The organism is Streptomyces sp. 1114.5 (genome assembly GCF_003635085.1).
Classification (GTDB): Bacteria; Actinomycetota; Actinomycetes; order Streptomycetales; family Streptomycetaceae; genus Kitasatospora.
Genome location: NZ_RBXE01000003.1, coordinates 329,406 through 343,436, shown reverse-complemented (window position 1 = coordinate 343,436; position 14,031 = coordinate 329,406). Strand labels below are relative to the sequence as shown.

14 protein-coding genes are annotated in these 14,031 nt (G+C 70.6%); 5 read left to right on the top strand and 9 right to left on the bottom strand.

Annotated features, from left to right (window positions below; all coding sequences use genetic code 11):
• The first annotated feature begins 903 nt into the window (after positions 1–903).
• From BX285_RS37665 to BX285_RS32935, 3 genes are all read left to right on the top strand, one after another.
• Positions 904–1,065, top strand: coding sequence for a hypothetical protein (locus BX285_RS37665; protein ID WP_183107311.1), 162 nt, complete (start codon positions 904–906; stop codon positions 1,063–1,065).
• Between the two features lie 486 nt (positions 1,066–1,551).
• A complete protein-coding gene (locus BX285_RS32940) occupies positions 1,552–1,986 on the top strand; it encodes a hypothetical protein (protein WP_147465272.1) in 435 nt (144 codons plus the stop codon).
• A gap of 361 nt (positions 1,987–2,347) precedes the next feature.
• Positions 2,348–2,935 carry a DUF6939 family protein gene (locus BX285_RS32935; protein WP_097240604.1) on the top strand — a complete coding sequence of 196 codons (588 nt, stop codon included), beginning with the start codon at positions 2,348–2,350 and terminating at the stop codon, positions 2,933–2,935.
• A 367-nt stretch (positions 2,936–3,302) separates the two neighbouring features.
• On the opposite strand, the gene BX285_RS32930 is transcribed toward BX285_RS32935, so the two are convergent.
• Both BX285_RS32930 and BX285_RS32920 read right to left on the bottom strand, forming a co-directional pair.
• A complete protein-coding gene (locus BX285_RS32930) occupies positions 3,303–3,674 on the bottom strand; it encodes a hypothetical protein (RefSeq protein WP_147465271.1) in 372 nt (123 codons plus the stop codon).
• A 1,030-nt stretch (positions 3,675–4,704) separates the two neighbouring features.
• Positions 4,705–4,941 (bottom strand): hypothetical protein, encoded by a 237-nt coding sequence (locus BX285_RS32920; RefSeq protein WP_147465270.1) that lies wholly within the window; start codon positions 4,939–4,941, stop codon positions 4,705–4,707.
• 282 nt (positions 4,942–5,223) lie between these two features.
• On the opposite strand from BX285_RS32920, the gene BX285_RS37660 reads away from it, so the two are divergent.
• Entirely contained in the window at positions 5,224–5,502 is a 279-nt protein-coding gene (locus tag BX285_RS37660; protein WP_183107310.1) for a hypothetical protein, read from the top strand.
• Positions 5,503–5,930: 428 nt separating this feature from the next.
• Here BX285_RS37660 and BX285_RS32910 read toward each other — a convergent pair whose 3' ends face one another.
• The gene (locus tag BX285_RS32910; protein WP_183107309.1) at positions 5,931–6,443 is read right to left on the bottom strand and encodes a peptidase inhibitor family I36 protein; all 513 of its coding nucleotides are present in this window, start codon (positions 6,441–6,443) and stop codon (positions 5,931–5,933) included.
• 211 nt (positions 6,444–6,654) lie between these two features.
• Positions 6,655–7,509 carry an alpha/beta fold hydrolase gene (locus tag BX285_RS32905; protein ID WP_121179283.1) on the bottom strand — a complete coding sequence of 285 codons (855 nt, stop codon included), beginning with the start codon at positions 7,507–7,509 and terminating at the stop codon, positions 6,655–6,657.
• 77 nt (positions 7,510–7,586) lie between these two features.
• On the opposite strand from BX285_RS32905, the gene BX285_RS32900 reads away from it, so the two are divergent.
• The gene (locus BX285_RS32900; protein ID WP_121179282.1) at positions 7,587–8,552 is read left to right on the top strand and encodes a DUF5937 family protein; all 966 of its coding nucleotides are present in this window, start codon (positions 7,587–7,589) and stop codon (positions 8,550–8,552) included.
• Between the two features lie 351 nt (positions 8,553–8,903).
• Here BX285_RS32900 and cas6e read toward each other — a convergent pair whose 3' ends face one another.
• From cas6e to BX285_RS32875, 5 genes are read right to left on the bottom strand one after another with little or no spacing between them, the layout of a single operon-like run.
• On the bottom strand, positions 8,904–9,638 hold the full coding sequence (gene cas6e / locus BX285_RS32895; RefSeq protein WP_259470943.1) for a type I-E CRISPR-associated protein Cas6/Cse3/CasE: 735 nt from the start codon (positions 9,636–9,638) through the stop codon (positions 8,904–8,906).
• A complete protein-coding gene (cas5e, locus tag BX285_RS32890; protein WP_121179280.1) occupies positions 9,635–10,504 on the bottom strand; it encodes a type I-E CRISPR-associated protein Cas5/CasD in 870 nt (289 codons plus the stop codon). Before cas5e ends, cas6e begins: the two co-directional genes overlap by 4 nt.
• Positions 10,501–11,862 carry a type I-E CRISPR-associated protein Cas7/Cse4/CasC gene (locus BX285_RS32885; protein ID WP_121179279.1) on the bottom strand — a complete coding sequence of 454 codons (1,362 nt, stop codon included), beginning with the start codon at positions 11,860–11,862 and terminating at the stop codon, positions 10,501–10,503. The genes cas5e and BX285_RS32885 overlap by 4 nt, the downstream gene beginning before the upstream one ends.
• A 4-nt stretch (positions 11,863–11,866) precedes the next feature.
• Complete coding sequence (casB, locus tag BX285_RS32880) at positions 11,867–12,463, bottom strand: type I-E CRISPR-associated protein Cse2/CasB (RefSeq protein ID WP_259470942.1); 597 nt, start codon at positions 12,461–12,463, stop codon at positions 11,867–11,869.
• A complete protein-coding gene (locus BX285_RS32875) occupies positions 12,456–13,937 on the bottom strand; it encodes a type I-E CRISPR-associated protein Cse1/CasA (protein ID WP_259470941.1) in 1,482 nt (493 codons plus the stop codon). Before BX285_RS32875 ends, casB begins: the two co-directional genes overlap by 8 nt.
• Positions 13,938–14,031 lie beyond the last annotated feature (94 nt).

Sequence of the window (14,031 nt, the reverse complement as noted above, 5' to 3'; positions counted from 1 at the left end):
GACTGCTGCCGGCACGGCTGTCGGGTCGAGGTGACGGACGGCCTCGGCTATGCGCTCGGATGCTTTCCGTAGTAGGGGCTCACGGTCCTGGCCAGCTTTCGTTGGATCTCCCTCGGGATCCGGAGAGTCGCCTCATCACTGATTCCTGTCGTCGTGGGCCATTCCACGCCCGAGCCGGCGAGGTCGCTGACGAAGACGATCTTCGTGGCCAGAAGGGTCCGCGCCCAATCGACCGGCTTGAGCGGAACATCGTCGCCCAGAGCGTCCGCAGGACGTGGCACTGATCGCGCAAGTTCTCAGCGTCCGCGAACCCCATGCCGATGGCGAGCTGGTCGCTGCACCGCGCCGGCCCGTCCCATTCGCCGAGGGCCCGTCGCAACAAACGGACCTCGCCCTCGCTCAAGAGCTTGCTCGGGCGCACTGCTTGCTCGGAGATCTGGCCAGCCTTTCGGTACTCGACCTCGCGCAGGTCGGTCGCGCTACCTTTCGCTGGATATCCTCCAGCAGCTGGGGGAGCAGCTGGGGGAGCCGGAACCGTTGGCTGTACCGGCCGCCGAGTCATCGATTTTCCGCGGAAAATTCTTGACGTACGAGAGGTGAGGGCCGGACCTGCGCCAACCGGGCAGTCGCTGCGACCACGGCAGACCAGCCTGGTGAGTCCAGTTAGACCTCGTCCGGCGCAGTGGCGCCGACCGCCTCCTCCACCGCTCCGTACGCAGCCGTGCCCTCAGACGGCCGGCGGGAAGTGTCACCGTTTCCGGTTCGAGAGTCAGGCCACCGCATTAGCGTCGGGGTCATGGTGGAACACCCGTACGACAAGCTCACGATCGACCGTCCGGACTTCGGCGCAAGCTCCGCCGACATCCGCGGAAGTTCTTTGCGGCAGTCCCGGGGGAACAGAGCTTGGCGAGCCTGGCGCCGGACATCCTGTCCGCTATCGGCAAGGACCACCTCGCGAACCTGGACCTGCATGACCCGGACTGCGTCGTGCCGCCAGGGCCTGGCCATGTCCTGGTTCAGGATCACCGAGTCGGCGCGGACACGGTGGACGCCTTGCACCGCTGATCCCATCGGGGCGCACCGAAGGGTCCCGGATTTTCCGCAGAAAATTCCGCGCCTGGAGAGCCGGTGATCCCTCATTGACTCGGGTCGAACGGAGGCCAGTACGGCCCTCGCAGCCATCTCGTGAAGACGACTGCCGGGGGCTCCGAATTTTCTGCGGAATATCCGGGGCCTCGCGACGCCATGGCGACGGTCGATCTACCTCACGCACGTCGGCCATCGGCGGTCGTACCGACCTGCTCTCCCCCATCGATGACCCCCTGAAGCAGTGACCCGGCCGCAGGTCCCATATCCGGCTGCCTCCGAATTTTCCGCAGAAAATTCTCTGCGCGATTCGCACCACTCCCACGGCCGGACCCGGGCCGGGGCCGCGAGGTACGCCAGGTGCCTCGGCCCGCCCCCGACACCCACCAGCCCGTCGTAGGGGGGCCGCATGGGAGTGGCTGCGGACCCCGGCTCTTGTCGTAGGCCCTCGATATGGTCACCCGCATGGGAGCAAGTGGCTGGCTGTACTTCACGCCCTTTCAACCGAGCGAGCAGGCCGCGCTGGACGGTCTGCGTGAGGAGGTCTTCTCGCGCGATGCCGAGTACTACCGGGACGAAGGCGTCGGGACCTTGGGCGCATTGATGGAGAGCGGCTGGCTGGAGGAGGAGGCTGCACACTCGGTGCTCGATGTCGACCGCGTGGTCCGCTGCGACTCCGACACGGAGGAACACGGCGACGTCAGGGTGGTCGAAGGACCGGAGGTCATCGAGCTGTTCGGGACGGCCACGCCCTCGCGGGAGGTCGTCAGGCAGGCCGTCGAACGCGCCGGTGACGGGTGGTTCCCGCCGTTCGGCCGCGGTTCCGGCTGCTGCACGATCGTCCACGGCGACGACGGCCGACCAGTGGAGCTGTGCTTCTGGGGCAGCACCGGCGATTGATCCAGGAACGCCGATCCGCGGCAGCCATCGGTCGCCCGGTCTCCGTGAGCCTGAACTGGGAGCTGGGCACAGGGCAACCTCCGGACCGACCGCACGAGTAGCGTCGGCGCGAATTTTCCGCGGAAAATTCCGGACCCCTGCCCCAGCCCGGCGCGTGGAGTCACCCCCGAGCGTGGCTACGAGCCGCGCCCGAGGCGGCGGCAGATCTCACCCGAGGGCCGAGCCAGCCGGGGGGATGTCGGCAGGCCTGTTGCCAAACCCCACGTCGGCTGAGCCGTTGGAACCACTTCGCTCGCGAGGGATTGTCAGTGGCATCGGAGATGATCAGCGCCTCACGTCATCGCACACAGGGGGCCGTCACATGTCGATCCGCATCGCCAGCCGTCGCCGTTCACCGGCGTCACTGACCGCCGCGTTCCCCGGCGCGGAGATCATCGACGTGACCTCGAAGGCCCCGGATCCGTGGGTCCGGTTGAGCCCGTTCTATCCGCACGGCGGTATCCCGGTCCCCTACAGCGACGGAGTGAGCAGCGAGTCCGTGGAGGGGATCTGGCAGGCCCTCAAGGTCTTCCAGGACTCCGACGTCGACCCCGCGAAGCTCACGGTCACCACGATGGTGGGCCTGAAGCGGACGGTGCGCCGATACGGCCCCGTCCTCGGCCACCGCGCCGGGCTGCACGGCGATCGGCTTCTGCCCTACGAAACGGCCCGACGCCGGATCTACCTGCCGGCTTACCGCTGGATCCTTGAGCACCGTGTCGCTGACCTGGTCGAGCTGCTGCGGAGCAAGGAGGACGTCGTCCTCCTGGACTACACCACCAACGGGGACGTCGCCGACCCGTCCAGTCCGCTCTCCCACGCTGCGCTCATCCAACTCCACATCGAGGGCCGCTGGCCGGAGGAGGACGGCACAGCCGCTGCCGACATGGCCGATGGTCAGATGCCGTAAGGGGCCGGGGGAGCGGCCGATCCGTCGATTTTCCGCAGAAAATTCCGGAGGGCCTTCGCCCTCGATCCGACCTCCACACGGGTACCGGCGCGCCCGCCAGTCGAACGCGGGGGAGTGCTCCCGAGAGCCTGTGATGCCTGCTGACAGCCTTGAATTTTCTGCGGAAAATTCCTGCAATGGCTCGCGAGGAGCCGCGGTGCTCGGCGAGCCCGTCCGCATGTGGGTCGGTGGGGGAGTGCCCACGAGGACCCGGTCATGAGCAAGACTGGGCTCGGGGTGCTCGGAATTTTCCGCGGAAAATTCCGAGCACCCCGCCAGACCGCGGCGGCCCGACGCACCATCACCCGCCCGGAACGGCTCCGCGGCCTCAGCTTTTGCGACGCCAGAGGTCGCTGGCGAACTTCGACAACGCTTCCTCCAGCTCCAGCGGCACCACCTCGATGGGCCCCAGATCCCAGACACACACCCAGCCGTCCTGGTCCGTCAGGAACGCGGGCGTCGCCCGGCCGGGCTTCGGACTCACCGCCAGGCAGTACGAAATGCTCAGCCCGGGGGAGTGGCACTTGGCGTGACGCGGACGGATCCGGCGCACCTGCACCGCGGCTGTGTCCTCCCACCGCAGCCGCAACCTGCGGCCCTCGTTCAGCTCGACGGCCTCGGCGCCGATACGCAGCCGCGTCGCCACCGCCCTTAGGGCGAGCGCATCCAGACCGACCACACCGAGCACACCGAACGCCATGGGCCACCGATTCAGCAAGAGCATCCAGGACTGGTGCCAGTCGGCCCGGAGCCCCTCGCGAGGACATCGGTGAGACCACGACTGGTAGGCCCCGCCGACCTGCCGCAGCACGCCCAAGCTGACGGGCGTCCTCAAGGAAACCGAGGACGTCCCACGGCAGACAGGAGCGGACAGCCAGACGCAAACGTGTGGCAGTCCAGCGCCCCCAACGGCTGAGGGCCAGCAGGAGGGCGGCCGAGCAGCAGTCGGCGATGACGAGGCTGCCGGCGATGAGCCAAGGGTCGCCGTCGAGCCAGTGGAAGAACGCCAGCGAGGTGACGGCGATGACCGGTGCAACCACGGCGGCCTCGATCAGAGCGATCCTCCGCTCGCCACTCAGCAGCAGTCTCGCCCTGATCCCCGCGTCGGATTCCGCCGGTCGCGTCAGGAGCACGCCGGAGAGCACGGGGAGGACGAAGACACGCACCGTCGCCGATGTGCTGCCAGGCACGGCCACGCCGACAACTGCCGTCGCCATGGCCCCCAGTGCCAGGAGCATGCTGCCCCGGACACCGGCGAACTGCCTCCGACGGCGTTCGCCGAAGCCGCTGAACAGGTGCCTCGTGAGGACCCTCCCGAGGGCGGACGCGATGACGGCCATGGACGCGACTGCGCTGAGCACCTGGACGCTCCCGAGGACACCGAGTCTGGGCAGAGCGGGAGACGAGCCGAGAGCCGCGATCAGCTTTGCGACCGGGAAGCTCGCCAGTACCTGTCCGCGTTCTCGTACGTCCAGCGGCCCCCGTCCCCGGGCAGGTAGGACGGCCACGGCCCCCGGGAGTAGAACGCCGTAATGAGCCCGTCCAGGAGGTGGCCCTTGATGTGGGACTCCGTAGGCAGCCGTTCCTCATCGAGCAGCTCCTGAGGATCGGACCCCTTCGTCCCGTACACGGCTGCCGCGAGCCCGTCCATGAGGGGCGCCGGGAGCACCGAGCCGACCGGACCTTGCGACCAACTCCTCCAGCCCGATCCGCTCACCCTGCTCCAGCTCTCACGGGACCGCCAGCGGTGCCCGGTCCCACAGCCCGCGGACATTGGCCTCGTCACGCCACTGATCCAGGACCTGACGAGCCAGCCCGTCCAACACGTCGCTCTCGGCATCGCGGGAAGCAGAGCGCCCACGCCGGCAGGAGCGCGAGGCACCGCCCAGGTAGATGTCACGGATGGTCCCCGCCTGGATCAGGTACTCGGGCGAGCCCTCGTTGTGGTCGTGCACCTCTCCAGTCATCCGGACATGCGGTCAGGCCGGCTTGTGCGGGTGACGGGATTTCACGGACCTGGGGGAGCGCCACCGGCTCGTACCGTCCTGAAATGTCGTTGCACGTCTTCTTGCACCCAAGGCCGAGAACATAAAAGACAAGATAAACGCGCTGAAGACATCGCAGGGGTAGCGGGTTGGGATGGCCGGTCCTTGAGAGTGTCGAACGTTTTCCAGGAGATCGCTCGGGAAAGGTCTAGTCCAACGACCAAGCCGACCGATGGGTTCGGACAACCTGACAAGGAGTTGACCATGGCTGTTCAAACGTTGAGGAAGCTGTCCGCGCTGATGCTCGCGGGCGCGGCACTGACCGGGACGATCCTGGTCGCCGGAGCCGGAGCCGGAGCCGGAGCCGGAGCCGGAGCCGGAGCCGGAGCCGGAGCCGGAGCCGGAGCCGGAGCCGGAGCCGGAGGCGCCAGCGCAGCAACCGTCCTCGGCTGCTCCGGCTCGCCGCTGGGCTGTTTGAGCACCGGCGAGGACCACACCGCCACCACGCCCCCACCCGCAGACAACCTCACCGTCCACCACTGACCCGCCCCTCGGTGGCGGCCCGGGCAGAGACCGCCACCTGCGGTTCCCTGCGGGATACGGGGAGGAGCACTCGCCCTGAGGACGCATCGGATGTAAGACCAGCTGCCCCCACGGGCGTGGGATGAGCGTGTGGCTTTGTTCACGAGATCGGGCTCTGGCACAAGTCGTGTGATCACGCTAAGTCAACGACCTGCGGGCACATCGGGGCTGGTACACCGCCCCGGCCCAGACCAGGGCCGGTCCACGGTCCTGGTCCGGGCCGGGGTAGCGCGGCCGGGTACGTCCTAGATCGGGAGTCCGGCCAGAGCGGGGAGGCCGGGGAGTCCGGGACCGCTGAGTGCCTAGGCGTTCGGGAAGGGTGACGGCGACCGCTCCCTGAACGGAAGCCGGCAGGGCTCACGTGCCGAATGCTGCCAGTGCCGGGCGCTTCAGGCCCGCACGGAACTGATCTTGTCGTTCCAGTCGAAGCCCACCTCGGGTCCGTACCGCTCGCTACTGGTGTGGGACGGAGCCGGTCGCAGTGTGCGGAAGTGGCTGCGGACAGTTCCGATTCGGTGCTCGTGACCGCGGTAGTCCGCGTCCTCATAGATCCGCATGGGTCTGCCGGTGTTGTTGACCAGGGAGGAGGCCCGATCGTTCATGCCCTGTCCGAGGTTGGCAACCGCCACCCGAGTGGCGAACATGTTGCCGCCCGTCGGCTTCTCATAGCCGCCCCACTCGTTCGTCGTGTAGTTGAAGTCGGGGTCGGCATACAGGCAGAAGTAGCCCTTCGGGCACGTATCGGGGCCTGCGGCCTCCGCGCCGTTCTTCCAGAAGAAGTCGGGCAACCTCTGCTCATCCGCTGCACTTGCGTGGCCTGCGGGGGCCAGCGCAAGCAGCACCCCGACCGCCACCACGACCCGGCTCATGCGCCTCAGCACAGTGATCCTTCCTTCTGCCATGGAGATCCTCCTCGGTCCCAACGCGCAGGCTGACGAATGGTCACGGCGCATAGGTCAGGCCCCACCAGGCCGCCACCGGGTCGCAGTCGAAGATCAACGTTTCACCTGGCGCAGCAGCAGGGTTCGGCCAACCGCTGCGCCGTCAGATTCATGACTCGGCGTGATCACACAAGTTGCGCCGCGGTGGCAGCGCGCTGGTCGGCGCGAGCTGTCAGCTGACTTCGGAAAGGAAGCCCTCTACCTTCGCTGTGAACGCCTGTGGGTCGTCCAGCCACGGGTAGTGGCCGGCGCCCGGCTGGATGGCGAGCTTCGCCTCGGGGAAGAGTGACGCGGCATCGGCGGCGGACTTGGCGGTGGGCCACAGGTCCACCTCGCCCGCGAGGAGCAGCACCGGGCTGGGCAGAGCGCCCAGGCGGCGCCGGAGTTCCTGGCTGTCGGGCGTGTAGTCCTTGTAGTAGTGCTCGCTGACGGGGAGCGAACGCTGGGCGGGGTCGGCGGCGGCGTGGGCGCGGGCGGCGTCGTCCCAGCGGCCGTACATCAGCGGCTCGAACGCGAATCGGTACGGAGCGGCCTCGGCGAAGGTGTTCGCGGTCTTCATGTGCCGGTGTGCCGTCACGGCCTCCGCGTGCCAGGGCTCGGCCGCGCGGGCGGCGATCACCTCATCCACGCCGGTGTCGGAGGGCAGCCCGACGGCGGCGAACGAGGGGGTGACCAGGGTCAGGCTGGTGAGCCGGTCGGGGTGGGCGGCGGCGTAGAGCATGGCCAGGCTGCCGCCGGCGGAGTGGCCGAGCAGGTCCACGCGGTCCAGGCCGAGGTGGTGGCGCAGCGCCTCGACGTCGGCTACCAGGCGGTCGACTCGGCAGGTGGCCAGGTCGGCGGGCATCGCCGAGCCGCCGGTGCCGCGCGTGTCGGGCAGGATCAGGGTGCGGTGGGCGGACAGGCCGCCCAGGTCGCCGAGGTAGTCGGCTGCGCGGCCGGGGCCGCCGGGGAGGCAGATCAGTGGCGGGCCGTCGCCGAGGGTACGGAAGGCGAGCGTGGTTCCGTCGTACGAGGTGAAGAACTCCATGGCGGACAGCCTGTGGGCCGGCGGCCGGATCCGGCTATCGTTCAGCCACGGCTAAACGATCAGAGGGCGGGGCGGACATGGCGGTGGAGATCCGGCTCTCGGCGGCCGAGGTGGCACGGGTACGGCTCGCGGTGTCGCCGCTGGCCGAGACGGTGCTCGGAGTGCGGGCGGCGCTCGGTGTCGGCGGGCACGAGGTGCACCTGCCGTGGGTGCGCGAGGCGCAGCCGGTGCTGGCTGGGGAGTCGGAGTTGCCGTTGCTGCGGACACTGCTCGAAGGCTGCCTGCCGTCGTTCCTGTTTCCGGTGCCGCAGGAGCGCTTGCCGGCGTTCGAGGCCGAGTTGGCGGGCTTGCGGGCGACGGACCCGGCATACGTCGTGGCGGAGTGCGCCGCCGCGCTGGGTGCCCGGGCCGCGAAGCTGCCGGGGCCGACGGTGCTGTTGGAACGGGTCGCCGATGCGCTGACGCGCTGCCACGCCCGACTGGTGGCCCCGCACTGGGGACGGATGCGGGCCGTGCTGGAGGCGGACCTGGGCCGGCGCGCGGTGGCGCTGGTGGACGGCGGAGTGGAGGGGCTCTTCGCCCAGTTGCACGGTGATGTGGTGTGGCGCGAGGGCGAGTTGGTGGTGCACGGGCGCCGCCGCCCGGGTGCGGTGTGGACGGTCGAGGCGGGCGGGCACGGGCTGGTGCTGATGCCGTCCGTCTTCGGCTGGCCGGACGTGATCGTCGACTACTCCCCGCGCACCGCCGCCTCCATCCGCTACCCGGCGTCCGGCGTCGGACTGCTCTGGGAACAGCCCCGCCCGACCTCCGCCGGCCTCACCGCCGTCCTCGGCCGCACCCGCGCCGCACTGCTCGCCGAGCTCGGCGAACCGCTGAGCACCCCCGACCTCGCCGCCCGCCTGGGTGTCACCGCCAGCGCCGTCTCCCAGCACCTCGGCGCCCTGCGCGGTGCGGGGCTGGTGACGACCCGCCGCACGGGCCGCACCGCCGTACACCTGCGCACCCGGACAGGCACGGCGCTCGTGGCCAAGCCGGCGCGCTGACCCGGGTCGGACGGCGCTCCGACCCCTCGCCACCAGCCACATCAGAGAATTGCTCTGAGGCAGCGCCGAGCGCGCACGGCGCAGGCAGCTCCGCAGAAGTTGAGCCAGAGCCCGAGAACGGGCAGCGCCACGACCCCAACGAAGTCGAACAACTCGTGTGCCTCGGTGTTCTCGCTGGAGAGAGCGGAGGGCTGGCCTCGTACGGGCGGTAGCGGCTGCCTACTCGACCAGGCGCGGGGTCAGCGGTGAGGTGCGGGCGGCCATGAGGTTGGGGAGAGCAGGCGGGCGCGGCCCCGGCTCCTCCGGCTCCGCGACGTGGCAGGGCCCGGAGGAACCGGGGGAGTGCCGCCGTTATGGCCCCGTGCTGGGCCGTACGAGCAGCAGGCCCGCGCTGTAGGAGCGGGCGCGGCCGATGCCGGTGGCGAGGGCGTCGGCGAAGGCGTGCGGGTCGGTGACGGTGAGGGTGCCCTTGATCTCGGCGCGGCCGATCTTGGTGCCCTGGTGTTTGGCGGCCAGGCCGAGCTTGGGCAGGATGCGGATCGCCATGGTCTCCGGGTCGCCGTCGGCGCCGATGCGGCGCACGCCGGCCGGGCCGACGCGTTCGGTGCCGACGGGCTGGAGCCGGGCGGCGAACCACTCCTTGACGTGGCGCGGTGTGGTGTCGGAGAGCCGCTTGCGGACGAGCGTGCCGTCGCCGGTGGGGGTCTGGCGGTCCCGGGTCGGGTTCACGATGATTCGGAAGCCGTAGGTGGCGCCCGTGCGCACCGTGGTGTCGACCTGGAGGAGGGCGATCCTGTCGGCCAGCGCCGCGCGGGGGATGGAGGACCAGTCGGGCTGGACGCGCGACTGGACGATCAGGACCAGGCTGTTGTTCTTCAGGTCCAGCGTCCAGGTGTTGAGGATGCCCATCTGGGCGCGCGGGTCGGGCTCGCCGGGTTCGGTCCAGCCGTAGAAGCCGGACATGACCAGCCGGTGCATGACGTGCGGGTCGAGGATCGCCTTCTGTGCCAGGGCGTGCGTCGCGTCCAGGTGCAGGATGCTGTGGCAGGCCACGAAGCGGGCGGTGTCGGTGGAGGCAGTGGTCACAGCAGGTGGTCCCATCCGATGGATGCGCCGGGTTCGATGCGGACGCGCTTCTCCCAGCGGGGCGCGTAGGCCCGGTGCACGGTGTGGAAGGTGATGGGGTGGTCGGTGACCGAGGAGGCCCCGCCGGTGTCGGGGGGCACCTCGATCCAGGTCCAGGGGACGGGCGTGGAGTCCTCCGAGAGCAGTCTGGTGGCCGCGAGGACGTCCTCGATGCGGCCGGGGTGGACGCCGCCGGAGATCTCACCGGCGGGCGGGCAGTTCTTGCGCCCGAGCCACAGCAGGCGCTTGGGCTGTTCGAGGGCGTCGGCCAGCTCCTCCAGCAGGTCCTTGTCCGGGTGCTCGACGGCGGCGACGAACTTGGCGTCCGCCAGGTAGCTGCGGCTGGTGATCATCGGGTCGCGGCCGACCTTGCGGGCCAGCAGCGGGCCGCCCTCCGGATCGGGGGCGATCCCCTTGGGGGCTCCGTACCAGTCGGTGACGGCCCGGGCCGTCAGGGCGCCGAAGGTGGGGCCGGTGGCCGTGTCCAGGGCGGTGGCAGCCCGTTGGGCGCGCCGGTGGTCGGTGATCAGGTCGCGCGGGCGCAGCGGGTACCGGCCGCCGCCGACGGTGTGGTAGTCGCGGACGGGGGTTCCGGGCCGGTCGGCGCGGACGGCGAAACGGAGTTCGTCGAGCGGCTTCAGCGGCCTGTCCGGGTGCGCCGGGTCCGCCGGTTCGTCGCGGGAAAGGCCGGCGGCGGCCGCGAGCATGCCGATGAAGCCGGACTTGGTCGGCCTGAGGTGGGTGTCGCGCCGGTCGAAGCGGGAGACGAGGCCCCAGGCCTGGAGGGGCCCGGCGAGCCGGGCCAGGAGCACGTACGGCCGGCTCACGGGGCGGTCAGCTCCTCGGCGGTGTCGGCCTCGATCGCGGACAGGGCGCCTGTGGCGGCGAGTTCGGCCAGGAGGTCCTGGATGCCGAGGTCGTAGGTGAGGACGCGGCCGTCGGCGATGTCGGAGCGCTTGCGGGTGACGAGGCGGTGGTGCGCCAGGAGCTTCCTGGCCGCGGCGCGGCTGGCGCCGCCGTCGGCTTGCTCGTCGATGGGCTCCTCGAAGACGGCGGAGTAGTTGAAGGGGCGCTTGCCGTCGAAGGCGAGGACCAGTTTGGGCAGGGAGCCGGTGGCGGCGGTGGTGTTCTTCTTGGCGGCCGGCACGGCGTCGATGAAGGCGTCGACGAACTGGCGCTCGGCGGCGACGGCGGCCCGGTCCGCCTCCTCCGCGCCCATGCCGCCGGCCATCAGGTTGACGCGCAGCTGGACGCGGTCGAGGGCGGCGTGCCGGTAGAAGGTGCCGGAGATGAGGGACTGGTAGCCGGTCATGCCGGCGCCGGCGTCGTCCGCGGCGTCCAGGTAGTCCAGGGCGTTGGCCTTGCGGCGGATCTTGGAGTCGTCGGCGGCGCTGTAGAAGTCGTCGATCTGGGCTGCTGCGTGCACGGTGAAGGCGGGGCCCGTCATCACGGCGCCGTCGACGTTCGGGGAGTCGGCGATCTCGGCGAGGAAGCGGCCGTAGAGGGCGATGTCGATGGCGTCGCGGGGGGCGAGGGCCGCCAGGACGGCCGCACGGACGGTCCTGGGCAGTGCCGGGATGCCGGTCTCCGCGGGGGCCTCCTCGACATCGACGGGCAGCACGTCCTCGTCGGACTTCGCCGTGCGCTTCCTGCTCTTGGCCTTGGCGGCCTCGGCGGCTTTGCGGGCCTCCTCGAACTCGCCGACCCAGGAGAGGACTTCGTTCCGGTGGGCGTGGACGAACTCCGCCAGCTTGGTGCCGGCGTCCTCGGGGGCGAAGAGCAGGACCTTGGTGAGGTTGCGGGTGCGCTCCTTGTCGCCGAACTTGAGGCCCACGCCCTCCAGGACGGCCTTGGCGACGGGCAGGGCGTCGGGTTCCTCCCAGCCCAGGCCGCGCAGGGCTTCCGCGGTGAGCAGGGCCCACTCGCGGGTGCGGATGCCCATGGTGTAGCCGGCCAGGGCTCCTTCTCCGGAGTTGGCCTTCTCGCGGCTGAGGGTGCGCTCGGCCCGGCGGCGGGCCTGGGAGGTGATCAGGTTACGGGTCTCGCCGCCGAACGGGATGATCTTCGCCATGCCGTTCTCGTCGCGGACCGGCAGGACGGCGACCAGGCTCTCCAGGGCGTGCAGGGACAGGAACTGGTGGCCGTCGAGTCGGTCGGACACGGCGTTGGTCCGGATGATCGTCATATCGTCAGCCGTTCTTCTTCGCGGAGTATTCGGGGGTGTAGAAAGCGCGGGCCCAGCTGTACGGGGTCGCCCGGCGGGGTGCCTTCCACGCGGACAGGTCCACGGCGAGCCGGGCCCAGGACGGCGGTGCGACCTCGCAGGCCCGCGCGCGTTCGACGGCGTGCTGCAGGTGGCGGACCGGAAGCTCGCGGGAGGCCACCAGGCGGTCGAGGAGGCGCCTGGCACCCGGGTCGTTGGGGCCCCGGCCGGCGGGGGAGCCGATGCGGCGCAGGGCGTCGCCCATCGAGCCGTAGCCGGCCTGGGGGGCGCTCCTGCCGGCGTGGTAGCGGGCGAAGAGGAAGGCGACCTTCTCGAAGACCGGCCGGTGGGCCTCCTCGGGGCTGAAGGAGGCCGCCCGCAGCCTGGATTCCGACAGCGCCTCGGGCCGGCGCAGGTCGGCCAGGCGGCCGTAGTCGTGGGACCACACCAGGCTGCACAGCCAGTTGGTGAGGCGCTGCTCGGGGGGCCGCTCGGCCTCGGGGCCACCGTCGGGACCGGCTTCGGCACCTGTGCTGGGCTTCAGGATCTCGGTCAGGTCCAGCGACAACTGCTCGTCAATCACGCGGGGGCTCCTTCAGGTACGGCGGGCAGGCCGAGCTCGCCAGCTTCCTCTTCAACTGCGACTCCGCCTTGGCCCGGGCGTTCATGCCCCGCCCGCCGGGCGGCAGCGACGTCAGACGGGCCCTGAGGACCCTCCAGGTCAGTTCGTGGATCTCCCGGCCGAAGTCGGCCAGGGGGCCCTCGCCGGCATCGATGCCGTCGCTCACCTCGGCGATCAGCACGGAGAAGTGGTCGGCGGCGCCGGCCCACAGCTCCGGTTCGGCGTGGAAGCGCCTGAGCAGCGACGCCTTGTCGGACGGCTTGGGATTGGGGTAGGCCTCGTCACGGGCGACGGCCGCGGCCGCGTACAGGGCCTTGGCGGCGAACTCGCAGATCAGCGAGCCCTCGTCGGCGGCCCACTTGAGCTGCTTCTCCCGGCCGGGAACGTAGGGGAAGGTGTCCGACACCCAGGCCGTGGCGGTCGCCTGTCGGGAGATCAGGCCCACCGCGGTCAGGTCCACCCGCCGATCGCGCACGCGGGCGAGGCGGTCGTACAGATCGGTCCCCTTGGCCAGCTCCGGATCGGCCTTGAACGTGGCCGCGTACACCGCGTGTGACTCCCGCCAGAGCGCGCGGTCCTCGCTCGGCCGCAGGGCCTCCGGCCCGCCGTCCTTCCTGCCCGGCACCAGGACCGCGTCCTGGAGATGGACGGGCGCCAGCGGGTCGAGCAGCTCCCCGGCCGCCCTGAGGACCCGGTCGACCACCAGCCTGCCGTCGACCAGGGCGGGCCTCAGGAGGATCGACCGGCCGAGGAAGGAGTGGAGGTCGGCCGGCCCGTCCGGCAGCCGCGACACCTTCCGGCCGCGGAAGGCACGGCGGCTGCCGGGGCGGCCGTCGGTCCAGGAGTAGTTGAACGTGCCGACGTCCCCGGGCGCGCACGGCGTGATGTTCAGCCGCAGCGTGTCGCCCAGCGTCCTTCCCCTGGCCAGCACGCGGATCCGGGTGCCGAGGCGGCCCACGGCCTGGTAGGTCAGCTGCGGGCCCAGCCAGTCGGCCTTGGCCATGGCCCGTCCGCCGAGGCCGTACGCGTGCTGGGTCAGCATGGCCCGGAACGCCGCGTCCGGCGGCATCGGCTCGGGGTCGTGCAGGTGCACCTTGTCGAAGAACTGGTTGTAGTCACCGGTGCGTTCGATGACGAGCTGGGCCGAACCGACCCCGTGCCCGGCCATGAACGGGGCCAGCAGCGCGTTCTGGCCCAACGGGCGCTCCGGGTGGAACAGGTCCCAGTGGTCGGCCGGCTCGCCCTCCAGCCACTCGGCCGCCTTCTCCAGCGACTGCCCCTCCTGCACCCACCGGTGCCATGCGCCGGGCGTGGCCGGAACGCACGCGGACGCGTACATGATCGCCATCAGGTATTCGAGGACGGCGACCTCCTCGCCGGGAGTCGAGCTGACCAGCGCAGTGAAGTCGTCGGCGCTCCTCAGGAGTTCGACCAACCCCGCCCGCCGGACCTTGGCCGGGCATAGAGTCGGGTCCTCCTCCGCCGACCGTCGGCGGGCCCCGGGACGTGTCAGTACCGGCTGGCATGCT